We start from the raw sequence: 25,336 nt of genomic DNA, 5'->3' as shown, positions 1-25,336 counted from the left end.
TCAATCATTATGTCTAAAGTTGTTTTAATAACAGGTGGTTCTTCAGGTATTGGTAAATCTATAGGTGAGTTTTTAAGTGAAAAGGGATTTATAGTTTATGGCACGAGTAGAAACCCTGAAAAGTATAAACAAAGTAAGTTCCCAATTCTTGCTTTAGATGTAAAGGATGAAGCCACTATTTCTGAAACAGTTAATACCATTATTGATAAAGAAGGAAAATTAGATGTTGTTATAAATAATGCTGGAGCAGGAATAACAGGACCCATTGAAGAAACCCCGAACGCTGAAATTAAAAACAATTTTGACACTAATTTTTTCGGACCAATAAATGTTATTAAAGCAGTATTGCCTCAAATGCGTAAACAACATGCTGGATTAATTATAAACATTACATCGATTGCCGGTTATATGGGATTACCATACAGAGGTGTTTATAGTGCTAGCAAGGGTGCTTTAGAGCTTTTAACAGAAGCTTTTAGAATGGAAATTAAGGACTTTAATATAAAAATGACTAATGTTGCTCCTGGAGATTTTGCAACCAATATTGCGGCAGGGAGATATCATGCACCGCTTCTTCACGATTCACCATATAAAAAGCCTTATGGAGATACTTTAGATTTAATGAATACTCACGTTGATAATGGAAGCAATCCTGATATGATGGCAAAATCGGTTTATAAAATTATAAACACTCCAAATCCGAAAGGACATTATAAAGTAGGGGAGTTTATGCAGAAATTCTCTATTGTTTTAAAACGAATTCTACCAGATAAGGTTTATGAGAAACTTTTGATGAAGCACTATAAGTTGTGATTAAAATAGAGTCTAGAATTTAGACAAAAAAATCTAGACAATTAGAATTTAGAAACATTTTTTTTACAAAAAGCTTTAGTATCTAGCTTCTATTAATCTATATTCTAAGATCTAATTATCACCTATTTATTAAACCAAGTAATTGCTCTTCAAAATGGGCTGAAAAAATATTAGTATTACTGTTTATTATCTTTTTATTCTTATCAACAAGTATAGTTTTTGTCATCGGATAAATAGCAAATAACTCTAAAGCCTCTTCGGGGTTTTTAAACTTAAATTCATTCGTGTTATTAAAACCATGACCTTCTAATAGTCTTTTAGATTTCTCTAAGCCATAATTATCTATATTAATAACAATAAACTTTACTTCTGGGTATTTTGCTTTTAGTTCTTTTAGTTTATAATGACTTTCCTTAAAATGCTCATAATATGCATGAGACCAGAAGCTTAGCACCGTAGGAGAATCTATAAGAGTACTAATTTTAAGTTCATCTTCATCATCTTCATTATAACTTATAAGATTAATTTCTGGTAGTTTTACACCCGCTTTCAAACGGTTAATGGAATGTGTATAACGCACCATCAACGCTTTACTTTTTTCACTTTCACTTTTGCTCAAAAAAGACTTTAGAAGTGTATTGTTACTTTCTTCATTTTTACTTTTTGATAGAAAACCCATGGCAAAATGATATAGTAATTCATCCTTAACTGTTGGGTTTGTAATTAAACTATCAATAAGCTTTAGCCTATCTAAATTATAGCACAAAGAATTTCTATCATAACATGCATTATGATCGTGTTTATCATGTGTTTTAAGTGATAAATTGCTCAAATTATACCTTAAGAACTTATTATAATTATGATGATTGCTCAAAAAAGCATCATTATAATCAATAGCTTTTCTATAATCGTAAAAATCTTCATTTAATGATTTTAAAATTGCAGCTTTATTTTTCCCGTAATGCACAAATGGATAAACTTCTTTACTAGAAAAATAAGAATAATCAATATTTGCTTTTGCTATTTTTAAGAACAAAGGCGACGGGTCATATTTATTGGTAAAATTTTCTAATGCTTTTAATTTTGAAGTTCTCAAAGAATCTACACGTTTTTGGAATGTAAAACCATCAAGCTGACAAAGCTGAACAATATATTTCTCTTCCTGCTCGTTTTCTAAATACTCATTGATAAAATAATTGTTTTTTTTATCTCCGTTTCCACTATAAACAAGTGATTCATCAAAATCTAATGTGTTTAATCTAAATAATAAGCTATCCTCAGGTTCAAGTAATATGAGTTGAAAATCACCACCATGTCTAAACGTGTACAAGCCTTCATTTAAATCATCAATTTTATATAGAAATCTGTTTCTACCATCTAACTTAACCGTATCAATAATGGCTTCGTTTTTAGACAAAACAATATAATTCGTATTCGGGTTAATTATCTCTCCACCTAGGTAAGCAAAATTAATGGTAGCTTCGTCACTATCTTTTTTGCAACCCATAATTGTTAAAAGAATAATTATAAAAGTAAAGTATAACTTCATAAATTCCTTCTGAGTGATTTGTACCAACAAAAATATAGCTTGTATTTATAAAGTCCTGTTAATGCGTTGTTAAATATTTACTAAACAAATACACGCTTAAAAGCTTTAAATACTTAAAATTAGACTCCCTATGTTTCATGTGCTTATACTTATAATTTTTATTTGTCATCACTAAATTATCGGGACAGGTAATGAAGCACCAATATTGATTTTTTGCTTAATAAGTAAATTATTAGTTATGGATGTTTCGCCTAACCAATGGAATTTTTTACTTTTGCAAAAAAATAAAAATTTGCTCTATGCTATCAGTATCAAATCTTTCTGTTCAATTCGGTAAACGTGTTCTTTTTGATGACGTTAATACCACTTTTAATAATGGTAATTGTTATGGTATTATTGGCGCAAATGGATCTGGAAAATCTACCTTTTTAAAGATTATTTCAGGAAAACAAGATCCAACTTCAGGCCATGTGTCTTTAGAGTCTGGTAAGCGTATGTCTGTTTTAGAACAAAATCATAATTTATATGATGCCCATACAGTTTTAGAAACGATTTTGATGGGTAACAAACCATTGCATAAAATTAAAACTGAAATTGATGCGCTTTATGCTGATTATTCAGATGAAAATGCTGAAAAAATAGGCGAGCTTCAAGTTAAGTTTGAAGAAATGGATGGATGGAATGCAGATAGTAATGCCGCTTCTATGTTATCTAATTTGGGGATTAAGGAGGAGTTTCATTATACTTTGATGGCCGATTTAGATGGTAAACAAAAAGTCCGTGTGCTATTGGCGCAAGCATTATTTGGAAATCCGGATGTGTTGATTATGGATGAGCCTACCAATGATTTAGATTACGAAACTATCTCGTGGTTGGAAAACTTTTTAGCAAACTATGATAACTGCGTGATTGTTGTATCTCACGATAGACACTTTCTTGATGCCGTTTGTACACATATTTCTGATATTGACTTCGGGAAAATAAATCACTTTTCTGGTAACTATACGTTTTGGTATGAGTCCTCGCAATTAGCCGCAAGACAACATGCGCAACAGAATAAAAAGGCAGAAGAGAAGAAAAAGGAATTGGAAGAATTTATTCGTCGTTTTTCTGCTAACGTTGCAAAAAGTAAACAAGCAACCAGTAGAAAGAAAATGATTGAAAAGCTTAATATTGGTGATATTAGACGAACTAGTCGTCGTTATCCAGCTATTATTTTTGAACGCGATAGAGAAGCAGGAGATCAAATTTTAAATATTGAAGGCTTATCAGTTTCCACAGAAGGTGAAACGTTATTTAAAGATATTGATTTAAACCTAGCCAAAGGTGATAAAGTGGTGGTGTTTTCTAGAGATTCTAGAGCAACTACAGCATTTTATCAAATATTGAATAATAAAGAAAAAGCTGATTCTGGTAAATTTATGTGGGGTGTTACAACAACACAATCCTATTTACCACTAGATAATAGTGAGTTTTTTAATAATGAGTTAACTTTAATAGATTGGTTACGCCAATGGGCAACTACTGAAGAAGAACGTGAAGAAGTTAATATTCGTGGGTTTCTAGGTAAAATGATTTTTAGTGGAGAAGAGGCATTTAAAAAATCATCAGTATTATCAGGAGGAGAAAAAGTTAGGTGTATGTTATCTAGAATGATGATGATGAGAGCAAATGTGTTACAATTAGATGAGCCAACAAACCACTTAGATTTGGAGAGTATTACGGCATTTAATAACTCCCTTAAAAACTTTAAGGGCACTATTTTATTTACCACTCATGATCATGAGTTTGCACAGACTGTTGCTAATAGAGTTGTAGAATTAACACCAAGTGGCGTTATTGATCGTTACACAACATTTGATGAGTATATGCAAGACAAGAAGATTAAAGAATTACGCGATAAAATGTATGCGGTTAACGCTTAATCTAAAATAAAATAATTTTGGGCGTTACCCGAAAAGGGTCGGGCTTTCCATTACAAGTCCTCGCTCGTACCTCACTGTGGGCTTTCCATTACAATCCCTAACGCAACTAGTCCGCAGTTTGCAGTTATCAGTTCGCAGGCACGAGCGTATCTGGAAAGTGTTTAGAGAAAATTGAAAATAAAATCGACAAATTAATTCACTTGTTACCACTAAGTAAAACTCAGCGATAGCGCAGAAATAAAGGGTTTTTATCTCAATAAAATAGAGGAAGTCAAAAACAAAACATTCATAATTAATGCCTTTAGGAGCAAAATAATATTACGGCTATAACATATTTACGACTGTAATTTTCCTTTCAAGTTTTCAATAATTGGAGTCGCTCTTTCAAGTTCATCTTTATGGACGAAAACTTGTTTAAGTACCGAATTGGAAGAGCCAAAAAGAGGGGTAAGTCCAGAATCGGTTTGGTCTTTCACAACAGGAATTATGTTTTCTTTCTCTAAATCAGAAATAATACGTTGCGCAATATTAATTTCACCAGTAAATACTTTAATGTAGTTAGACATAGCTATTAGTTTTATAGGTTGTCTTATAAAGATACAAAATTTTTGAATACAAAGTAACACCAATATAGCATTAAAATACCGCATATAATTATGTTTCTTTTTCGCTCATATTTCAATATAAAATAGAACCGTAACTAATGCTATGCTTATATTTTCTATTTTATCTGAACAAAAAACAATTCAAATTATTAATACACCATTTTAAAACTAAATTGGTATAAGGCACAAAACAGAAAAACCTTTCAGACGCTTTTAAATATAAGTGTTCGTAATACAAAATATTAATGAAAAATATTAATATTAGTTTCTTGCTTTTGTTTTTCCATAAAATTATAATTCAAACTTGTTCCTCCTTATTATTTTAAAGGGAGGACTATTTCGAGTTTATCGAAATTAGGAGGATTGAAAAAGGATAGGTATATATGACTATCGGATAGTTTGCACATGAAGTCAACTTTTAAGTTTTGTAAAAAAACACCTCCCTCTATCCCTCCTTTCTAGGAGGGAAGAAATCGTTTCCCCTCTAAAAAGAGGGGATTAAGGGGTGTGTAGGCCTAAATTTAGCCGTAAATCGAATAATCCGGAAAAAAAGAGGATAACCTGATTGACAAAAAAAGTTTATGTAACAAATCCGATAGTCATATAAGTATAAAAAGAATTTCTAATTCAAAAGACCTGTCAGGTTTTTAAAACCTGACAGCTCTGGATATGTGTTTAAATTATAAGATTACCTCAATTCAGCTCCAAGCTGTTTCTCAAAGTTGCTTTGGAGTTTACCCATAATTTTTTCAATTTGTTTGTCAGTAAGGGTTTTGTTTTCATCTTGTAACGTAAAACTAACTGCATAACTTTTTTTACCTTTTGGTAAGTTTTTGCCCTGATAAACATCAAATAGATTTACGTTTCTCAATAATTGTTTTTCGCTTTGTTTGGCTATTTTATAAATAGATTCAAAAGTTACATTGTCATCTAATAGTAAAGCAAAATCACGACGCACTTCAGGATATTTTGGAATTACTTTAAACTTAATTTTGTTATGCTTTATAACATCTAAAATACTATCCCAATTAAAATCTGCATAAATAACGTCTTGAAGAATATCAAAATGTTTCAAAATAGGTTTCTTAACTAAACCAAAATCAACCAACTTATTTTTTCCTAAACCAAAACTGATACCTTCAGCAAACAAATCGTTTTTAATTGGAGATTCATTAAATCTAGAAATTCCTAAACGTTCAAGTATAGAAACAATGATGCCTTTCATTATAAAGAAATCTGTTTTCTTATTATCACCATGCCAATTTTCAGAAGTTTGGTTACCTGTAATAAAAACGGATAAATGTTTGAATTCTTCGCGTTTATCATCATAACCATGATATGTTTTTCCGAATTCAAATAACTTTAAATCAGAGCGTTTTCTGTTAATGTTAAACGATACCGCTTCTAAACCAGAGAACAATAACGATTGCCTTAAAACAGATAAATCATAACTTAAAGGGTTAAGCATGGTTATGTTATGCTCTTCTTTTAATTGTTCGCTTAATGCTACATAATTTGGAGTAGTAAGCGAATTAGAAAGAATTTCAAAAAAGCCCTGTGATGCCAATTGATTTCCAACAATGTTTTGAATTTTGTAATCCTCAAAACGTGTTGAAGAAGATATAGATGCATTAAGTTTTTCTGACGTTTTAATGTTGTTATATCCGTAAACTCTCAGTATTTCTTCAATAACATCTGACTCTCGTTGAACATCATTTCTATACGCTGGTACGGTTAATCCTAAACCAGTTTCAGTAACATTATTTACTTTTATGTCTAAAGAGGTTAAAATAACTTTAATCGTTTCTTTCGGAATTTCTTCTCCAATTAATTTTTCAGCATTTTCAAAGCTTAAACGAACTTCAAAGTCCTTAATTTTATTAGGATATACATCAATAATGTCGCTCGTTATTTCTCCACCAGCAATCTCTTGAATTAGTAAGGCAGCACGTTTTAAAGCATATTCACAAATAGTTGGATCTATACCGCGCTCAAATCTAAAGGAAGCATCCGTATTTAATCCGTGACGCTTAGCCGATTTTCTGATACTCACAGGATTAAAATAAGCACTTTCTAAGAAAATACTTGTGGTACTTTCTGTAACTCCAGAATTGATACCGCCAAAAACCCCAGCGATACACATGGGTTTGTCATTATCACAAATCATTAAATCATCTTCGTGTAATTCACGTTGAATACCATCTAATGTGATAAATTTTGTTCCAGCCTTTAACGTTTTAACTTCAATTTTGTTTCCTGAAATTTTTACAGCATCAAAAGCATGTAAAGGTTGTCCCAAATCATGCAACACATAATTTGTGGTATCAACAATATTATTTATTGGGCTTAAACCAATAGCTTTTAAACGGTGTTGTAACCAAGCAGGCGACTCGGCAACTTTTAATCCAGAAATTGTAACACCACAATAACGTGGTGCCAAATCTTTATTTATAACATCAACATCTATTTTTAAAGTGCGATTTTCAACATTAAACGCACTTACAGATGGTGTAATCAATTCTAAATTAACATCTTTTTGTACTAAACCAGCCTTTAAATCGCGAGCAGTTCCTAGATGGCTCATAGCATCTGCTCGGTTTGGTGTTAAACCAATTTCAAAAACATGGTCGTTTTCAATATCAAAAATATCAGCAGCTAGCGTACCAACTTTAATTTTATCATCTAAAACTAGAATCCCATCATGAGATTTTCCTAAGCCTAATTCATCTTCGGCGCAAATCATACCGTGGCTTTCTTCACCTCTAATCTTACCTTTTTTAATGGTCCAAGATTCGCCATCTTCAGTATATAGAGTAGTTCCTATAGTTGCTACAGGTACTTTTTGTCCAGCAGCAACATTAGGTGCGCCACAAACAATTTGTAAAGGAGCCTCACCACCAACATTAACCGTTGTTATTTTAAGTTTATCAGCATTTGGATGTTTAATACAAGTTAATACTTCACCAACAACAACACCTTCAAGCCCACCTTTAACAGATTGGTAGGTTTTTATACCTTCAACTTCAAGTCCTAAATCTGTAAGTAATTCGCTGGTTTGTTCTGGCGTCCAATCTGTTTTTAAAAACTGTTTTAACCAGTTATATGAAATTTGCATAAATCAATATCCTATTTGAATTGGCAAAGATAAAATATTGCAGCTAGCATTCAAATAAAGCCTCGTATTTTGTTAGTATATTGCTATGATTTCGATTAACAAATTTTAAATTCATTTTATGAAACACATAATTATTATAGTATTAGCAGCGTCAATGTTTTCTTGTAAGGAAAAAGGGAATACAAAGGCACTTGAAAATGGTAGATATAGAGCAGAATTGAAGGTGGATGATACTTTGAATTTGCCTTTTAATTTTGAAGTCATTTCTGAAAATGAATTACAAGTTTTTAATGCTGAAGAAGTAATAGAAGTTAATGATATTGAATACAAAAACGATTCAGTTTACATTCAAATGCCAGTTTTTGAAGGCTTTATGGTTGCTAAAATTGAAGATAATAGCTTGAAAGGACGTTTTGTAAATCCAAATTTAGATCGAGTTATGGATTTTAAGGCAGAAAAGAATGATTCTAGATTTGAAACTTATGAAAGCCTTTCAAGCTTTGACGTTTCTGGAAACTGGGAAACTGTTTTTAGCCCAAATTCTGAAGAAGATAGATATATAGCCAAAGGTGTTTTTAAACAAAACGGAAATAAGGTTACCGGAACTTTTATGACTACAACGGGCGATTATCGTTATTTAGAAGGTGCGTTGAATGGTAATCAATTAAAATTATCCACTTTTGATGGCGCACATGCCTTTTTATTTACTGCGGAAGTAAAGGATAGCACTATGAATGGTATGTTCTATTCTGGTAATCATTGGAAAGAACCTTTTTCAGCAAAGCGAAATGATACTTTTCAATTACCAGATGCAAATCAATTAACCTATTTAAAGGAAGGGTATGATACTGTTGCATTTTCTTTTCCAGATGAAAACGGAAACATAGTGTCTTTAAACGATGAAAGATTTAAAGGTAAAGTGATTTTAATTCAAATTATGGGAACGTGGTGTCCAAATTGTTTAGATGAAAGTAAATACTATTCTGAATTTTATAAAAACAACAAAGACCAAGGTTTAGAAATTGTTGCCTTAGCTTTTGAGTATGTTAAAACATCAGAAAAAGCCTTTCAAAATATTAAACGTTTAAAGCAAGATGTAGGTATAGAATATCCAGTGCTACTGGCGCAACACGGTTCTGCAAGTAAAGTAAAAGCAAATGAAAAGTTACCGATGCTTAATCATGTGCTATCTTATCCAACTACTATATTCATTGATAAAAGTGGTAAAGTTAGAAAGATACACACTGGTTTTAATGGACCTGCAACTGGTGAAAAATATATGGAGTTTAAGATTGAATTCGAAGGGTTTATTGATGAGTTATTAAATGAATAAAGCTGATGCTTCTGTTTGAAGCGTTTCTTTCTTAATAATTAATATAGATATTATTGGAATATGTTTTTCCTATAATATATGTTCTCTTATATAAGTAGTCTATATTAAATATATGGTATTTCAAATTGAATTAATTACAAAGTATTTGAACTACTAAAAACCCAATATAATCTTTGTATAAAATCTAATTTCCACTAATATTAAGGATAGATTATCAACGTTTTACTTCAAGTTTACTACTCCTTTTTTCTTTTTTTTAAATTATTTTTCACCTTACCAACCCTTTATAACACCTTATTATTAAGGATGTTTGAAGGAATTGGTCTTATTAATATGAAATATAATTTTCTTTTAACAAAATTTTAACAAAACCACTCTTTTTATTTTTCCGTAGGTAGTGTGAGAGTTAAAATTAATAATAACAAAAACCTCAAAAATCATGAAAAATTTAAAAACAGTTTTAGGAGTTGGAATTTTAGCAGTAGCTAGTTTCTTCGCAATCGCAGCAGATCATATAGATGCTCCTGCAGTACAAGGTGGTACAAGCGATATCACCGATTTTTATGCCTTCCAAGGAGAAGACACGAACAATTTAGTATTTGTAGCAAACTTACAGGGTCTATTAAGTCCGTCAAGTACTGGAGATGCAACTTTTAGTGAAAATGTATTAGTTGAAATTAACATTGACAATTCAGGAGACAATGTTGAAGATTTAGTAATCCAAGCGATTGCTAGAGATGGTAAAATGTACTTTTTTGGTCCAGTAGCACCATCGCAAACAGGGTTAAACAGTACGATACAAACCAATGCAAGTGCTAGTGGTGTTGTAGATATTACAAGTTATGATTCTAGTGCTACGATTGCAAATAATGCTGGTATGAGCTTTTTCGCTGGACCAAGAGACGATCCATTCTTTATGGATTTTGCACAGTATTCTGCAATTATTGGTGGTACAGCAACAGGATTTAATAATCCAGGAGCAGATACTTTTGCAGGTTCAAATGTAATGTCTATTGTAATTGAAGTACCTAAAGCCATGATTGGTGGTTTAGGAACTATTAATACTTGGGTGGAAACCAAAACAAAATAATAACAGCAATTAACTTATTAAGATATAAATTATGAAAAATTTAAAAATATTTACCCTAGCAATAACAGTGTCATTTTTAGTATTTAATTGCTCAAATAACGACGACGACGACCCAACAATGATTTCTGGACCTGATTTTTCAGGAACTTATATACAAGCAGACCAAATGGGGAGACCAGCAGTAAATACTGTATTTGTTTCTTCTTCAAGTAAAGATATGTTTAACATAACTATTCCTTCTGAACAGAATGCTGCTTTTCAAAGTATGTTTGAGGCAAACTTACTAGGATTGAGTCCTGCTTATGCAAACCCTGGAGATCAAAATGCATTAATGTTAGATGCAGCAACATTCACAGGTCTTTTAGCAACAGATGTGTTAAACGTATCACTTGACGGCACTACAACATTTTATGATGGCACAAATGTTTTAACTGGTCGTGCTTTAGCTGATGATGTTATTACTGTTGAGTTATTATTAATTTTTGGAGGAGAAGATTTTTCTGAAAACCCTACACTATCTAATGATAATGTTAGTAGTAACGATAAGCCTTTTTTAGTCTCATTTCCCTATTTAGCCTCACCATGGTAATAGGTTACATCTCCCGAGTATGTTTTTAAAGCCTACTCGGGTTTTTTAAAAATCACTAACAAAAAACACATTACAATGAAATCGATCAACCTCTTAATTTTTGCTATTATATTACTGGTTATGGGATGTGAAAACAATTCTAACAAACGAGCTTTAGTAACACATTCGCAAGATTACAATCACTATCTAGAAGTAGAAAAAAATGAGATTAAAGATGCTGCGCAACAAGATTATATATTTTGGGAAGAAAAGCTAGAAAAAGAGCCAAATCAGTTTCCATATTTGGTAAAAGCTGCAGCATCTCAATCTCTATTATTTAATCAAACAGGAGATATAAATCATTTAATACAAGCAGAAAAAAGTCTAATTAAAGCAAATGAAGCGACTAATTATACAAATTCTAGTTATTTAAGATCATTATCTAGAAATTATATTTCGCAACACAAATTTAAGCAAGCTTTGGGCCTGTTAAAAATAGCAGAAGCTAATGGTGATAAGCTAAAAGCTACACAAAAAATGTTGTTTGATGTGCATTTAGAATTAGGTAATACAGAAATAGCAAAACAGTATTTAAGTAAAATTGAAAATCCTAGGGATTTTGATTATCTCATAAGATTATCAAAATGGAGTGATCATGAAGGTCATTTAGATGATGCGATTATGTATTTAAAGAATGCAACATTAATAGCAGAAGCTACTAAGAACACCGGATTAATACAATGGGCATATACCAATTTAGCAGATTATTATGGGCATGCAGGAGAAATTGAAGCTTCTTACATATATTATTTAAAAGCTTTAGAAATTAATCCGCATGATGCATATGCTAAAAAAGGCATTGCTTGGATAGTGTATTCTTATGAGAAAAATCCTGATGAAGCATTACGCGTTTTAAATGCAATTACAAAGAAACATAACGTTCCAGATTACCATTTGTTAATAGCTGAAATTGCAGAATTTAAAGGTGATTTAAAACTAAAAGAAATACAATTAGAATTATATAATAATGCAGTTGATAATAATTTATATGGTGCTATGTATAATAAATATAATGTGTTGTTATTAGCTGAAAACTTTAAAAAAACGGAAGAGGCTTTAAAAATTGCTAAAGAAGAAATAAAAAACAGACCTACTGCTCAATCTTACGATTTGTTAGCATGGTCACATTATAATCAAGGCAATATAAAAGTTGCTTTGGAAGTTATGGAAAACCATGTAGTAGGTAAAACTTTTGAGCCTGAAGTCTTATATCATTTGGCTAAAATTTATAAAGCAAATGGTATGATAGATATGGCTAAAACATTAAAAAAAGAATTGTTGGAAAGCACTTTTGAGTTGGGACCAATCATCGCAAAAAAGGTAAAAGAATTTTAAAATAGAGGTTATGAAAGGTTCATTTTTTAAAATACTAATTGCATTATTTATTCTTTTAGGAACTCAAACTAATAGTCAAAATACTACATGGAATATCGAAGATGTTGATACAATTGAAATAGTAGAAATTAATAAGTTTTATAACGTTTTTCAAGGTGAATCAATTTTTAGTTTTCTTAAAACGACTGATGCTTATTACAAATTAGAGTTGTTAACCGCTGTTTCTAAAGAATTTAGGAGTTCAATTAATATGCGATTAGAAGAAGAACCTTTTTATGAAAACAGCATTATTTTTTTTGAAAATTTTAGTTATTTAGATTTGAGCCTAAATTATAGTATTGGGAAGTTTATTTTTTCTTTTTCAATAAATAACCTATTAAGTTTTAATGATACTGAGTTTTCAATTGAACCAGAATTATTCGGAAATAATGATGAAGTAAATGATTTTTATTTTATACAAGATCAAAACTTTTCAATGCAAACTGCAATAACTTATACTTTTTAAATACTCAAGTATAAAGAGATGTATAAATTATATGGAAATTAATTATTTGAAAAGAAAAAATCATTTTTAAGAAAAATTTTTTGAAGTGTTTGATTTTTGTTGGTTTGATTGTTAGACCGAAAGTCGTCTGATTATAGAAATATAGTCAGGCACTTTCTTTTTATGAGAAGTTTAGGATAATATCTTTTTATCTTCACCATATAGTGAATATAAAAACGTATATCTACTATCACTTATTTTTCTGTAATCTTTGTTTTTAGGCTCTGGATTTCGCCACCAATCAGGATCATATATTCTTAATATAATAGCATTTCAATAACGTTCACAATCAAGTTCTGATTGTATAATCCCAGTTTATCACTATAAATAGATGCATTAAAATTCAAACATCCACTAGAACTTAGAGGATAAATGTTCATTTTTAAGTTGATTGAGTTTCCAATTACTAACTTACTACACCTAAAGTATATAATTGCTCCATAGTAGGGGTTGCGCTACCTCCAGCAGGCTCTAAGGTGATACCAAAGGCTTCACTTTCGTTACTGTTTTCAATTTCAAAAATCTTATTAGTGTCGGTAGTAAAGTCATCAATAGTGCCTAAACTAGTAGGGGTAAGTGGACTTAATTTTAAAGACCATACTTGGTAAACCATGCCTTCAGGTGGCTCTGGTAAACCTTGGGCATCTAGAAATATGCGTTCAGTAGTTTTATCCCAATATACTTTTGCATAAGTATCAGCAAAAGTACCTTGTCCTACCAATGGTATTCTAGAAATATTATCGTCTAATAAAACAGTAATGAATGTATTGGCTTCCGTAAGACTGTTTTTAGAGTTTTCTATTTGTGTTTCAAGTAAAGATTGTTGTGTTTCTGCAATTTGAATATCAGATTGTAATTGTTTGTTTTGATTTACTGTCCATAATAATCCAGCAGCTAAAAATATAGAAGCTGCCCAACCTGTGTAAGTAATCCAATTGTACTTTGGTTTTACTAAAGACACAACTTTAATATCATTATCTTCAAACCCTAGTGCTTTCATGACGTTTTGTAATATATGGCCATTGCTACGTTGTGAAGTAGAAGCTGTAAGTTTAATTATAGCGGCTTCAATTTCTAAAACTTCTTGTAGAATTTCAGGATGTTCTTGCATAAGAGCATAGACTTCTTCATTTTCTTTTTCAGAAAGCGATCCGGCTACATATAGCTCTAAGATTCCAGATTCTATGTATGCGTTAATATCCATAATTAATTTAAAACCATGTTTCTAAGTTCCTGAATACAATTTCTATTTCTTGTTTTAATTGTGCCAATTGGCATATCAAGTGCTTCAGATGCCTCACTTTGTGTGTAACCTTTAAAATAAAGTAGTTCTATAACCTCTTTACATTTTTCTTTTAATTTACTTACAAACTTTTTTACACCAATTGCATCGGTTTTGTCATCCAAACTTTCATGAGTTTCAATAATATCTACGAAATAATCTGTATTGAGGTTTTGCTTTGATTTTTTAAAGGCTTTAGAGCGTATTTTATCAATTGCTGCATTTCGGGAAATATTTAAAATCCAGGTAAAAAAGCGCCCTTTTTCTTTAGAATAGCTATCTGCTTTATGCCACACCTTGATAAATACATCTTGCATAACTTCTTCAGCTATGTCATGATCTCTCACAATATTATAAATAACACCATGCATGCTATCACTATAAATACCGTATAGTCTTTCAAAAGCCTTTTCGTCTTTAGCTTGGTATCTTTCTAAAAGGTTATCTAAATCCATTCATAGCATGTAAGTGTTTCGAAAGTACTAAATAATAAACTAAGGGAAAGCTATTTTTAATTTTTAAAAGCTAACAGTTAAAGTTCTTCCAACATCAAATTAAAATCATACTGTAAATCTTCATGCAGTTTATCAATAGTCTTTTTAGCTAAGAGTAATTGCCTATTGTACATATTTACCAATTGTGTACTTCTATTAATACTAGGTTTGAAATCTTTTAACTTTTCACAAAAGTAGATAAGCAGCTCTACCTCGGTTTCCTTTTTTTGTGAGTAACGAATAAATTTTTTAACGTTTCGTAATATTTTACGAACGCTTTTTCTAATATAAAAATAGCTGTTGGTATTAATCAATTCAAACTCATCATCTATATAGCTTTTTACACTTTCTATATAACCAGATTCATTATGAGATTCGAATAGTAAATAGGTGAGAAGCTCTTTGTTTTCTTTTTTAAATCTGGACAAGCGAAGGCACAATTCTGCTAATTCGTTAGAAGACAGATGCTTTAATTCTTTTTTTATGGTAACTACAGAAACAGCTTTCATGAACTTGGTTTGATTAATCTATAAATATAAAAAAACCATCACTGTTGTAATGGTTTAAAAATTTATATTTCAATATTGAGTTATCTCAGTTTAGGAAAATCATTAGGACTCAATTCGTGCATCACATCATAAATAGCTTCATAAATATCATCTGCTGAAGGTTTTGAGAAATAGTCTCCGTCATTGCCATAAGCAGGTCTATGAGCTTTTGCAGTTACCGTTTTTGGTGCGCTATCTAAATGCTGAAACCCGTTTTGTTCATTTAAAATCTTGTCTAAAATATAGGCTGATGCTCCTCCAGGAACATCTTCGTCAATAATCATGACTCTATTAGTTTTGGCAATACTTTTTACAAGATCATGATTTAAATCAAAAGGCATTAAGGATTGCACATCAATAACTTCGGCATCTATGCCAACAGCCAATAAATCCTTTGCCGTTTGTTCAACAATACGAAGTGTAGAGCCATAAGAAACTAAAGTGATATCTGTACCTTCTTTTATAGTTTCTACAACTCCAATAGGTGTTTTAAGAGTGCCTAGGTTATTAGGCATTTTTTCTTTAAGTCTATAACCATTTAAACATTCTACAACAATAGCTGGGTCATCACCAAGTAAAAGGGTGTTGTAAAAGCCGGCAGCTTTAGTCATGTTTCGAGGTACTAATAAGTTAACGCCTTTTACTAAATTTAAAACACCACCCATTTGAGAACCAGAATGCCATATACCTTCTAGTCTATGACCCCTTGTTCTAATGATTAAAGGTGCTTTTTGCTTTCCTTTTGTTCTGTAGTGTAAAGTTGCTAAATCGTCACTAATTATTTGTATAGCATACAGTATATAGTCTAAATATTGAATTTCGGCAATGGGTCTTAAACCACGAAGCGCCATACCGATACCTTGGCCAATAATAGTGGCTTCTCTAATACCAGTATCTGCGACACGAAGTTCTCCGTATTTTTCTTGTAAGCCTTCTAGTCCTTGGTTAACATCGCCAATATTACCCGTATCTTCACCAAATACTAAAGCTTCTGGATAACTGCTTAAAATGGCATCAAAATTTTCACGGAGTATGATTCGCCCATCTACTTGTTCTGCGCCATCATCATAAGCGGCTTTTATTTCTTTAATTCTTGTGTTAGAACGTTGTGTTTCTGAATATAAATGCGAACTAAACTCAGGTTGTACATTTTCAAAAACAGTATTAATCCAATTACTTAATGTTTTTTTCTCAGGAAATGACTCTTCAACAGTAAATCTTAACGCTTTTCTAGCATGAGATAAAATGTCTTTTCTTGTTGGTTCGTCAATATTTGCTAGACTATCTTTTAATTTTGAAATAAAAACACCATTGACACTATTAGATTCAACTTGCTTTAAAATTGAAATTAATTCTTGATGTTCTTTTTTTATAGGTCTTAAAAAGGTGTTCCAAGCATTCTTCCTAGCTTCTTTTACATCTCTTTTTGCAGTTCTTTCAATTTCAACAAGCGCTTCATTTGTGGCAATGCCACTTTCTAAAATCCATTTTCGTAATTTAACATTACAATCATTTTTCGCTTCCCATTCTAATCGTTCTGGGGTTTTATAACGTTCATGAGATCCAGAAGTTGAGTGCCCTTGTGGCTGTGTAAGTTCTTGAACATGTATTAAAACAGGAACATGTTCTTCTCTAGCAATAGCTGCAGCTTCTTGATAGGTTTCAATAAGATTGGCATAGTCCCAACCTTTTACACGTAAAATCTCGTAGCCTTTATGGTCTTTATCTCTTTGGAAACCTTTTAATATTTCCGATATATTTTCTTTAGTAGTTTGATGTTTGGCATGAACAGAGATGCCATATTCGTCATCCCAAACGCTAATTACCATAGGTACTTGTAAAACTCCAGCAGCATTTATAGTTTCAAAAAACAAACCTTCACTTGTACTAGCATTACCAATAGTTCCCCAAGCGACTTCATTTCCTTTTACTGAAAAATTTGTTGTGTTTATACCTTTAACTTCTCTGTAAATCTTTGATGCCTGTGCTAAGCCTAATAAGCGAGGCATTTGTCCAGCAGTAGGAGAGATGTCTGCACTAGAATTGTATTTTTTGCTAAGATCTTTCCAGCTGCCATTATCATTCAAACTGTGTGTTGCAAAATGGCCTCCCATTTGGCGGCCAGCAGACATAGGCTCTAGTTCTATATTTGTATTTGCATATAAACCTGCAAAGAATTGTTCTGGGGTAAGTTCGCCAATAGCCATCAGAAAGGTTTGGTCTCTATAGTATCCAGATCTCCAATCCCCTTTCATAAAAGCTTTTGCCCATGCTAATTGTGGTACTTCTTTGCCATCGCCAAAAATTCCAAATTTTGCTTTACCTGTTAATACCTCACGGCGCCCAAGTAAACTACATTCGCGACTTACCATAGCAGTTTTATAGTCATTTATAACTTCTGCTTTAAAATCTTCGAACGATAAATTGTTTTTCAAGTTGGTTAAGGGTTGCATAGGTTCATGCTTTAGTTTTGCAAAAGTAGTGAAAAAGCATCTTTTTTGCAATTAATCTCTATGTTAAAATAATACGTAATTCGTAAAAAAATACTATTTTTATTGTAAATTTTATGAATTATGTAATTTTAAAAACAATTAAGTGATAATAATATAAGTTTTAGAACCAACGTCTTCTAAAGAGACCTAAAAGAACTTGAGGGTCTGCAGTGAATTTAAATCGTATTTTTTGGTCGTAATTAGGTTGTCCAATTTCCCAGCCTAAATTGGAATATATTGGTAAATATATTTCGAAATAGTCGGTAACTAAGTTTATTCGAACTCCAGAATCATAAACAAAATGTGGCGCATCTAATTTGTTTTTAACTAATCCTATGTCTCCATAAGCTAAAACATAATTCCAGAGAGTCGTGCTTGCGTTTATAGTAGTTATCCATTGATTTGCAAAGGGGGTTTTTAATTTTGATTTAAAGCCACCTTCTGCAGTAATGTATTGCTGACTAAAAATACCTGTACGTTCAGAGCGCCCTAAGTAATTGTAATCAAACAAATAATCTGTTGGTCTGTCTAGAGCAAAACTAAAATAGTCAGAATTTGTTTTGTTTTTTAAGAAAGCTCCAGCAAATGCTCGAATGTTTATTTGTCTGTTGCTTTCAAAGAGTCGTCTATATTCGTAATTAAAAGACACCTTGCTGAAATTTTTTCCAGCCTGAAAATCAGTGTACCATTTATTATAGTTAATTAGATTATCATTTGAATTAACATATCTAATATTGAATATACTATAATTTGGTTCTGTAGTAGTTAAAATATTATTAAGATCTTTATCTCTTTGAATGTTTACATGTCTTATGCTTAACCATTGCTTTTTGTTCGATCTAAAATCATCGTTTTTTCTGAATGAAAATTGAACAGAAGGTGTAATCTGTCTAACAAATAAATCTTCAGCATAAGAATTATATCCTCCTGCAATACCATAGCGAATAGCATATAGGTTTTTATCTTGTACGTAATGCATTTTAAAAATTGAAGCAGACCCTGTTAAGGATTTTGATTTAAAAGCATAACGAGGTTCAATTTTATAATTGAAAAGTTTTCTTAATACCGTTTTATTATAGGCTTTAACTCCTAAAGTGAAACCATCATAAATGTTATTAAATTCAAAAGTTGGCATAAAAAATACCTGATTGTAGTTAGGGTCTTCAATGTCTTGGAAGAGCCTAAATTGTAAAGGTTTATTGTTAAAAAAGAAGCCCTTTAGTGATTTCCAATTGTCTCTTAAATTAAATTCTGGGATGGTGTTTTCGTAATTTAAAACTAATTTATTAGCATCTAATCTTGGTATTTTAATAGTTTTACTACCCTTTATATTTTCTACCCACGTTTTTGATACAATGCTATCATTACTTAGCGCATATAAGGAAATTGGCATCTTGTTTTTTTTCTTATTTTTTATGGTTAGCGTTATTGAATCTTCAGTCTTTTTTACTTTTCGTATTTTGAAGTCAATTTTATTTCTAGTCGTTAAATAATCTTCAAAAAACCAATTAATATTTTTATTAGTTTTAGATTTAATATAGTTTTCAAATTCGGTAACTGTGGTTGGAGTTAATTTCTTTTGTTTCACGAATGATTCAATACTATTTTCAACAACATCACGATTTACAAAATCATCTAAATATTTTAGTCCAACCCCAGCTTTGTATTTATTGGCTATATTTTTATTGAATTTCAACAAAGAATCTTTCGCCATTGTTAAAGGCTGATCTCTATTTGTTCTTGCCATAAGCATAAAAGCCAAAACATACTTATCATTAAATTTCATGTCGGCAGCATGAAATGACCGAACTCCCCAAAAATCAGCAATAGTTCCTAAAAACTTCATGTTTGGGTAGTGTTCATCTACATAATTCATTAAATAATAAATTTGAATCCCATCTAAAAGCCATTGTTCTTTTCTGGGGTTAATCAAAAGTGTGTTTTCAAGATAATTATGTAAAGCGACTTTTAGAATTTTTAATTCGTATTGAAAATGATTTGGATAAGGCTTAATAAAATTTGGTAAAAAATTAAGACCATAAAGGGGGTCTTTATCATAATCAATTTGAGTTAGTAGTAATTTTTTATGTGGGTATTCGCCAAAGTTTTTAAAAATGAAATTTGTAACTTTTTCTGTGATTAATACTTTGTCAATCACTTCAAGACCTTCATCGTTTATATTTGAAACAATGGAATAAGCATCAGTTTGTAAAGTCTTAAAATCAGAGTTTTTGCTAAAAAAAATCTTGCTATTAACTCTGTTTTCACCTTTAACAATAACTACTTGATTGTTATTTAGTTGCTTCTGATTACTTAAATTTAATTCTGAAGTTAATGCGTATCCGTTCGGATATTCAATTTCTAAAGTAATATCAGCTTTTGGAATGAATAAATCATCTAAATTTTTATTACTGTAATATTGCCACGCTCCATTATAAATTGCTGGAGTAATATACCAGTACCTTAAGTTTACATGGCCTTCATCAGTAATACCATATTTAGTAAATTTGGCATTTGGTATTTTTACTAAATATTCTAAATGTATAGTGTAAGATGCATTTGGTTTTAAAGGTTCTTTTAGTTCTACTTTCAGTATATCAATTTGATTTTTTAATTGTGTAAATATTAAATCCTCACCATTTTGCTGTATTGAAGTCATTACAGAATAACCTCTATCTTCATTTTTTGCTAGATGAAAATCATTTTTATATTCATCAGCAATACGAATAGCTAAAGGTGTTTTTTTAGTCGAATAGCTGTTATTCCAATCATTTAGATATATGGTTTGTAACTCATTATCAGTAGTGTTATGATATTGAATGGTTTGCGAAATTGCAATTTGCTTATTTTCTATATCAAAAGCCGCTTTTAGGTCAATTTTATTTTGACCAAAAGATAACAAGCAGATTGCGAAGAAAACAATACAGTTAAGAAAGCGTATTCTCAATTTTCAATAGCATTTAAGGTTAATGATTTCATGTAAGGCGGTGCAATATAATAAAATATGATGGCTTATAATTTGACATGATAGTTATTATGACTACATAATTAATTATATAATCAATAGCGTGAAAGGTGAATCTTTTTAAAAATTCGGACTATACCCAGATTCTTTATAGAAACTGTCAAGAATAGTAATAACTTCATCTTCAGTATCAACCAAATGAATAAGATCTAAATCTTTTGCACTTATGTTATTAAAACTATCTAAAAGTGTCTTTTTTACCCAATCTATAAGCCCTTTCCAGAAATCTGTACCAACAAGAATAATAGGAAATTTTTCAATTTTATGTGTTTGTATAAGAGTCATAGCTTCAAAAAGTTCATCTAAAGTACCAAAACCACCAGGCATTACAACAAAACCTTGAGAGTATTTTACAAACATTACCTTTCTAACAAAGAAATAGTCGAAATCTAAACTTTTGTCGTTATCAATATATGGATTATCATGCTGTTCGAAAGGTAAATCAATATTTAAGCCAACAGAAGTTCCTCCTGCCAAATGTGCCCCTTTATTCCCAGCTTCCATAATTCCAGGACCACCACCAGTAATAACACCATAACCAGCTTCAACAATTTTTTTAGCTACGTTTTCTGCAAGTTTATAATATTTATGATCTGGTTTTGTTCTTGCTGAACCAAAAATAGAAACGCAAGGTCCTATTTTGCTCATCTTTTCAAAACCATTTACAAACTCGCCCATAATTTTAAAAATCGCCCAAGAATCGTTTGTTTTTATTTCATTCCAGCCTTTGTGGTGTTTTTCTTTTCTCATTGATATTATTCTTTTTTCATTTCCGCCTTTCGTCTATCGCTCAAGATAAACTTCGGCGAAAATCTTATTAATCTTTACATTTGTTTTTTTGGTCAAAAACCAAGCTTGCTAATTTAATTCTTTTTTAAGAAACTTTGCTGTGTAGCTTTTCTTGTGTTTTATAATGGCTTCTGGAGTGCCTTCAACTATTATTTGTCCGCCTCCTTTTCCGCCTTCGTAACCAATATCGATAATATGGTCTACGGTTTTGATAACATCTAAATTATGTTCGATAATAAGTACTGTATTGCCTTTATCGACCAATTCATTGAGCACAATCATGAGGACACGAATATCTTCAAAATGTAAACCTGTAGTTGGTTCGTCTAAAATATAAAAAGTATTTCCAGTGTCTCGTTTTGATAGTTCGGTGGCTAGTTTTGTGCGTTGCGCTTCTCCACCAGAGAGTGTTGTGCTTTGTTGCCCCAGAGTGATATAGCCTAAGCCTACATCTTTAATGGTTTTTAGTTTTTTATATATTTTAGGAATATGCTCAAAGAACGCTACAGCTTCATTCATAGTCATATTCAATACATCACTAATATTTTTGCCTTTGTAACGAATTTCTAAAGTTTCACGGTTAAAACGTTTGCCTTGGCAAGTTTCACATTCTACATAAACATCTGGAAGAAAATTCATTTCAATAACGCGTAAACCACCACCTTTGCAAGTTTCACAACGTCCGCCTTTTACATTAAAACTAAATCTGCCTGCTTTATAACCACGAATCATGGCTTCAGGTATTTTAGCAAATAATGCTCTAATTTCACTAAATGTGCCCGTATATGTTGCTGGGTTACTTCGTGGTGTTCTGCCAATTGGTGATTGGTTAATATCTATAACTTTATCAATATGCTCTAAACCTTTTATGCTTTTATAAGGCATTGGTTTTTTAACGCCATTAAAATAATACGCATTTAAAATAGGGTAGAGGGTTTCGTTAATTAGCGTAGATTTTCCGCTACCTGAAACACCAGTTACACCAATCATTTTTGCTAATGGGAATTTAACTGAAACATTTTTTAAGTTGTTACCTGTACAACCTTTAATCTCTAAAAGCTTACCGTTTCCTTTTCTACGCTTTTTAGGAACTTCAATTTCTTTAGTGCCATTTAAGTAATCTGCGGTAAGTGTGTTGTGTGTTTTTAGTTCATCAGGATCACCAATACTAATAATTTCTCCACCAAATTTTCCTGCTTTTGGGCCAATATCAATAACATAATCGGCGCGCTCAATCATTTCCTTATCGTGCTCTACCACAATTACAGAGTTGCCAATATCTCGAAGGGATATTAATGAATTGATTAGTTTTTCATTATCTCGTTGATGTAGGCCAATACTAGGTTCGTCTAAAATATATAGTACGCCAACCAGCTGTGAACCTATTTGTGTAGCTAATCTGATACGTTGTGCTTCACCACCAGATAATGATTTTGAACTTCTATTTAGGGCTAAATAATCTAACCCAACGTCCAATAAAAATTGGAGTCTAGATTTTATTTCTTTAACAACTTCTTCGGCAATTTTTAATTGTTTTTCTGAAAGGTGTTCATTTAAATTATTAAACCAATCAGCAAGTTCAACAATGTCTATATTAGCAAGTTCTGCTATATTTTTATTATTTATTTTGAAATAAAGAGATTCCTTTTTTAGGCGCGATCCTTCGCAAACCGGACATTCAACTTTGTCCATATAATCTTTTGCCCAACGTTTTAAAGATCTGGATTCTGCAGTTTTATATTGATTTTCAATAAAGTTGGCAACACCTTCAAAGTCGATTTTATAATCTCTAGTAACGCCTAATGTTTTACTTTCAACTGAAAATTTATCATTGCCACCATACAAAATAATATGTTTTGCCTCTTCAGGAATGGCTTTGTACGCATCGGTTAACTTGAAATTGAAGCGTTGTGCAATGGTTTCAAATTGCTTAAAAATCCAACTGTTTTTTTGTGGTCCATGAGGTGCTAGAGCTCCAGCTTTAATGGATAATGAATGGTCTGGAATAATTTTACTTTCATTTATTTGATAAAGCGTTCCGATACCATTACAATTAGAACAAGCTCCTTTTGGTGAATTGAATGAAAAATTGTTTGGTTCTGGATTTGGATAGGAGATACCTGAAGTAGGGCACATTAAGCTTCTACTAAAATAGCGCGTTTCGTTAGTGTCTTGATCGATGACTAAAAGCACATCTTCGCCATGATACATGGCGGTGTTGATGGTTTCGGTAAGGCGTTTATCATTATCAATGGTATCATCTATAACTAATCTATCAATAACAATTTCTACATCATGAGTTTTGTAACGGTCTAGTTTCATCCCTTTTACAATATCTCGAATCTCGCCATCGGTTCTTACTTTTACGAAACCTTGTTTTGCTATTTGTTCAAATAACTCACGGTAATGTCCTTTTCTTGATCGTATTACAGGTGAAAGCACATTAATGCGTTTTCCATTGAAATCTTTAATAATGAGTGCTTTAATTTGGGCATCGCTATAGCTGATCATTTTGTCGCCTGTATTGTAACTATAGGCATCACTAGCTCGTGCAAACAATAAGCGCAAGAAGTCGTAAATCTCGGTAATGGTTCCAACGGTGGAACGTGGTGATTTACTAGTTGTTTTTTGTTCGATAGCAATAACAGGGGAGAGCCCATCGATTTTATCAACATCAGGACGTTCTAATCCACCCAGAAATTGTCTGGCATAGGCAGAAAATGTTTCAATATATCTACGTTGTCCTTCTGCATAAATAGTATCAAAAGCCAATGAGGATTTTCCACTACCAGACAAACCTGTGATAACTACAAGTTTTTCGCGAGGAATGGATACATCAATATTTTTAAGATTGTGTACTCGGGCTCCTTTTACTTCAATAAAATCTGTGAATTGGCTCATAAATTGACAAAAGTGCAAAGTTACAATTTTAGTTGTTAATTTTTGGTGTGCACTTTTGTCAATTTATATTAGTTTTTAGTAGTGTCCGATTAAAGAATCAAGACCGCTTCGCTGTTAGAACCAAGAACAGAGACTTGATTGTAACTAATTGATAAACAGTAATTTTTAAATTCATAACTTTCTAAAAAATAAAATTTTTCAGTAATCGCAAAAAGCAAGCCCCTCTTTTTTATAAGCCCTGAAAACTTAGGGTTCGCAAAGGTTTTCTTTAAGCGAACTATTTTTAGTCGGACAACAATGATTAGTTTTAATCTTAATTATTAAGAATAATATAGCTCGATTTACTAAAAAAAATAGAAGCTACGGCAACTTAGCTTCTACTTTAAAATATTTATGATTTTATTATTCTACCTTGACTATTTCACCAGCTGCAATAGACTCAGTGTAATTTGCTGTGACTTGTTTGAGATAGCGAAAAAATTTTTTTCCATCTTTTCTTTCAAGAAGCACCTGAATGACTCCATTTTTATCAGTTACTTCTTTAACAATTACAAGTTCTCCATAAACACTTTTATAGTTTGCTAAACCACCTCGTTTGACTATAAAGTTTAATCGCGGAAAATTAATATGTTTAAATGAAACACTTTTTGGAGTTTTAATTTTTAATACATCTCCAACTTTTGGGTCGTTGTTATTTATAATTTCTGGATTAGTTGCAGCATAAGAAACACCACAAACAAAAACTATTAGATAAAGTAAATTTTTCATAGAGCTTAAATTTTAATGTTATTACTGCTAATATACGAGGTAAAAATTTCTATTTTCAATAGTATTACTATCAGAATTGATTGTTTGAATTTTGAGCTGT

The 25,336-nt window shown here is 31.4% G+C and carries 18 protein-coding genes; 7 read left to right on the top strand and 11 right to left on the bottom strand.

Annotation, left to right across the window (positions count from 1 at the left end; genetic code table 11):
* Positions 1 to 9 precede the first annotated feature (9 nt).
* Entirely contained in the window at positions 10 to 813 is an 804-nt protein-coding gene (locus AAC024_RS05275) for an SDR family oxidoreductase (protein WP_339894170.1), read from the top strand.
* Positions 814 to 931: 118 nt separating this feature from the next.
* Here the strand turns inward: AAC024_RS05275 and AAC024_RS05270 are convergent, their stop codons facing one another.
* Positions 932 to 2,362 carry a hypothetical protein gene (locus AAC024_RS05270; RefSeq protein WP_339894169.1) on the bottom strand — a complete coding sequence of 477 codons (1,431 nt, stop codon included), beginning with the start codon at positions 2,360 to 2,362 and terminating at the stop codon, positions 932 to 934.
* 299 nt (positions 2,363 to 2,661) lie between these two features.
* Between AAC024_RS05270 and AAC024_RS05265 the strand changes: the two genes are divergently transcribed.
* Positions 2,662 to 4,287, top strand: coding sequence for an ABC-F family ATP-binding cassette domain-containing protein (locus AAC024_RS05265; protein WP_339894168.1), 1,626 nt, complete (start codon positions 2,662 to 2,664; stop codon positions 4,285 to 4,287).
* A 335-nt stretch (positions 4,288 to 4,622) separates the two neighbouring features.
* On the opposite strand, the gene AAC024_RS05260 is transcribed toward AAC024_RS05265, so the two are convergent.
* Together AAC024_RS05260 and pheT are read right to left on the bottom strand one after the other, a co-directional pair.
* On the bottom strand, positions 4,623 to 4,853 hold the full coding sequence (locus tag AAC024_RS05260; RefSeq protein ID WP_339894167.1) for a DUF2007 domain-containing protein: 231 nt from the start codon (positions 4,851 to 4,853) through the stop codon (positions 4,623 to 4,625).
* Between the two features lie 727 nt (positions 4,854 to 5,580).
* Positions 5,581 to 8,007: a phenylalanine--tRNA ligase subunit beta gene (pheT, locus tag AAC024_RS05255; protein ID WP_339894166.1), complete on the bottom strand. Its 2,427-nt coding sequence runs from the start codon at positions 8,005 to 8,007 to the stop codon at positions 5,581 to 5,583.
* Positions 8,008 to 8,125: 118 nt separating this feature from the next.
* Between pheT and AAC024_RS05250 the strand changes: the two genes are divergently transcribed.
* From AAC024_RS05250 to AAC024_RS05230, 5 genes are all read left to right on the top strand, one after another.
* Complete coding sequence (locus AAC024_RS05250) at positions 8,126 to 9,340, top strand: TlpA disulfide reductase family protein (protein ID WP_339894165.1); 1,215 nt, start codon at positions 8,126 to 8,128, stop codon at positions 9,338 to 9,340.
* 439 nt (positions 9,341 to 9,779) lie between these two features.
* Positions 9,780 to 10,430: a DUF4331 family protein gene (locus AAC024_RS05245; RefSeq protein WP_339894164.1), complete on the top strand. Its 651-nt coding sequence runs from the start codon at positions 9,780 to 9,782 to the stop codon at positions 10,428 to 10,430.
* A gap of 31 nt (positions 10,431 to 10,461) precedes the next feature.
* Positions 10,462 to 11,019 carry a DUF4331 family protein gene (locus AAC024_RS05240; RefSeq protein ID WP_339894163.1) on the top strand — a complete coding sequence of 186 codons (558 nt, stop codon included), beginning with the start codon at positions 10,462 to 10,464 and terminating at the stop codon, positions 11,017 to 11,019.
* A 75-nt stretch (positions 11,020 to 11,094) separates the two neighbouring features.
* The gene (locus AAC024_RS05235; protein WP_339894162.1) at positions 11,095 to 12,393 is read left to right on the top strand and encodes a cell surface protein; all 1,299 of its coding nucleotides are present in this window, start codon (positions 11,095 to 11,097) and stop codon (positions 12,391 to 12,393) included.
* A 10-nt stretch (positions 12,394 to 12,403) separates the two neighbouring features.
* A complete protein-coding gene (locus AAC024_RS05230) occupies positions 12,404 to 12,898 on the top strand; it encodes a hypothetical protein (RefSeq protein WP_339894161.1) in 495 nt (164 codons plus the stop codon).
* A 445-nt stretch (positions 12,899 to 13,343) separates the two neighbouring features.
* On the opposite strand, the gene AAC024_RS05225 is transcribed toward AAC024_RS05230, so the two are convergent.
* The 8 genes from AAC024_RS05225 to AAC024_RS05190 form a co-directional block, all read right to left on the bottom strand.
* Positions 13,344 to 14,141 (bottom strand): anti-sigma factor, encoded by a 798-nt coding sequence (locus AAC024_RS05225; protein ID WP_339894160.1) that lies wholly within the window; start codon positions 14,139 to 14,141, stop codon positions 13,344 to 13,346.
* A 2-nt stretch (positions 14,142 to 14,143) separates the two neighbouring features.
* On the bottom strand, positions 14,144 to 14,674 hold the full coding sequence (locus AAC024_RS05220; RefSeq protein ID WP_339894159.1) for a sigma-70 family RNA polymerase sigma factor: 531 nt from the start codon (positions 14,672 to 14,674) through the stop codon (positions 14,144 to 14,146).
* A 77-nt stretch (positions 14,675 to 14,751) separates the two neighbouring features.
* Positions 14,752 to 15,222, bottom strand: coding sequence for a hypothetical protein (locus AAC024_RS05215; protein WP_339894158.1), 471 nt, complete (start codon positions 15,220 to 15,222; stop codon positions 14,752 to 14,754).
* Between the two features lie 80 nt (positions 15,223 to 15,302).
* Entirely contained in the window at positions 15,303 to 17,714 is a 2,412-nt protein-coding gene (locus AAC024_RS05210) for a thiamine pyrophosphate-dependent enzyme (protein WP_339894157.1), read from the bottom strand.
* 160 nt (positions 17,715 to 17,874) lie between these two features.
* Positions 17,875 to 20,700 (bottom strand): metalloprotease, encoded by a 2,826-nt coding sequence (locus AAC024_RS05205; protein ID WP_339894156.1) that lies wholly within the window; start codon positions 20,698 to 20,700, stop codon positions 17,875 to 17,877.
* A gap of 138 nt (positions 20,701 to 20,838) precedes the next feature.
* Positions 20,839 to 21,528: a TIGR00730 family Rossman fold protein gene (locus tag AAC024_RS05200; protein ID WP_339894155.1), complete on the bottom strand. Its 690-nt coding sequence runs from the start codon at positions 21,526 to 21,528 to the stop codon at positions 20,839 to 20,841.
* Positions 21,529 to 21,636: 108 nt separating this feature from the next.
* The gene (uvrA, locus tag AAC024_RS05195) at positions 21,637 to 24,468 is read right to left on the bottom strand and encodes an excinuclease ABC subunit UvrA (protein WP_339894154.1); all 2,832 of its coding nucleotides are present in this window, start codon (positions 24,466 to 24,468) and stop codon (positions 21,637 to 21,639) included.
* Between the two features lie 402 nt (positions 24,469 to 24,870).
* Complete coding sequence (locus AAC024_RS05190; protein ID WP_339894153.1) at positions 24,871 to 25,236, bottom strand: hypothetical protein; 366 nt, start codon at positions 25,234 to 25,236, stop codon at positions 24,871 to 24,873.
* Positions 25,237 to 25,336: the final 100 nt, after the last annotated feature.

This window comes from uncultured Algibacter sp., assembly GCF_963976535.1.
GTDB lineage: Bacteria > Bacteroidota > Bacteroidia > Flavobacteriales > Flavobacteriaceae > Algibacter_B.
This window is presented reverse-complemented; position numbering and strand designations above follow the sequence as displayed.

Excerpts from the sequence above, each read along its gene's own strand:
- AAC024_RS05275 (WP_339894170.1), top strand. The coding sequence starts at position 10 with ATGTCTAAAGTTGTTTTAATAACAGGTGGTTCTTCAGGTATTGGTAAA.
- AAC024_RS05270 (WP_339894169.1), bottom strand. The coding sequence starts at position 2,362 with ATGAAGTTATACTTTACTTTTATAATTATTCTTTTAACAATTATGGGT.
- AAC024_RS05265 (WP_339894168.1), top strand. The coding sequence starts at position 2,662 with ATGCTATCAGTATCAAATCTTTCTGTTCAATTCGGTAAACGTGTTCTT.
- AAC024_RS05260 (WP_339894167.1), bottom strand. The coding sequence starts at position 4,853 with ATGTCTAACTACATTAAAGTATTTACTGGTGAAATTAATATTGCGCAA.
- pheT (WP_339894166.1), bottom strand. The coding sequence starts at position 8,007 with ATGCAAATTTCATATAACTGGTTAAAACAGTTTTTAAAAACAGATTGG.
- AAC024_RS05250 (WP_339894165.1), top strand. The coding sequence starts at position 8,126 with ATGAAACACATAATTATTATAGTATTAGCAGCGTCAATGTTTTCTTGT.
- AAC024_RS05245 (WP_339894164.1), top strand. The coding sequence starts at position 9,780 with ATGAAAAATTTAAAAACAGTTTTAGGAGTTGGAATTTTAGCAGTAGCT.
- AAC024_RS05240 (WP_339894163.1), top strand. The coding sequence starts at position 10,462 with ATGAAAAATTTAAAAATATTTACCCTAGCAATAACAGTGTCATTTTTA.
- AAC024_RS05235 (WP_339894162.1), top strand. The coding sequence starts at position 11,095 with ATGAAATCGATCAACCTCTTAATTTTTGCTATTATATTACTGGTTATG.
- AAC024_RS05230 (WP_339894161.1), top strand. The coding sequence starts at position 12,404 with ATGAAAGGTTCATTTTTTAAAATACTAATTGCATTATTTATTCTTTTA.
- AAC024_RS05225 (WP_339894160.1), bottom strand. The coding sequence starts at position 14,141 with ATGGATATTAACGCATACATAGAATCTGGAATCTTAGAGCTATATGTA.
- AAC024_RS05220 (WP_339894159.1), bottom strand. The coding sequence starts at position 14,674 with ATGGATTTAGATAACCTTTTAGAAAGATACCAAGCTAAAGACGAAAAG.
- AAC024_RS05215 (WP_339894158.1), bottom strand. The coding sequence starts at position 15,222 with ATGAAAGCTGTTTCTGTAGTTACCATAAAAAAAGAATTAAAGCATCTG.
- AAC024_RS05210 (WP_339894157.1), bottom strand. The coding sequence starts at position 17,714 with ATGCAACCCTTAACCAACTTGAAAAACAATTTATCGTTCGAAGATTTT.
- AAC024_RS05200 (WP_339894155.1), bottom strand. The coding sequence starts at position 21,528 with ATGAGAAAAGAAAAACACCACAAAGGCTGGAATGAAATAAAAACAAAC.
- uvrA (WP_339894154.1), bottom strand. The coding sequence starts at position 24,468 with ATGAGCCAATTCACAGATTTTATTGAAGTAAAAGGAGCCCGAGTACAC.
- AAC024_RS05190 (WP_339894153.1), bottom strand. The coding sequence starts at position 25,236 with ATGAAAAATTTACTTTATCTAATAGTTTTTGTTTGTGGTGTTTCTTAT.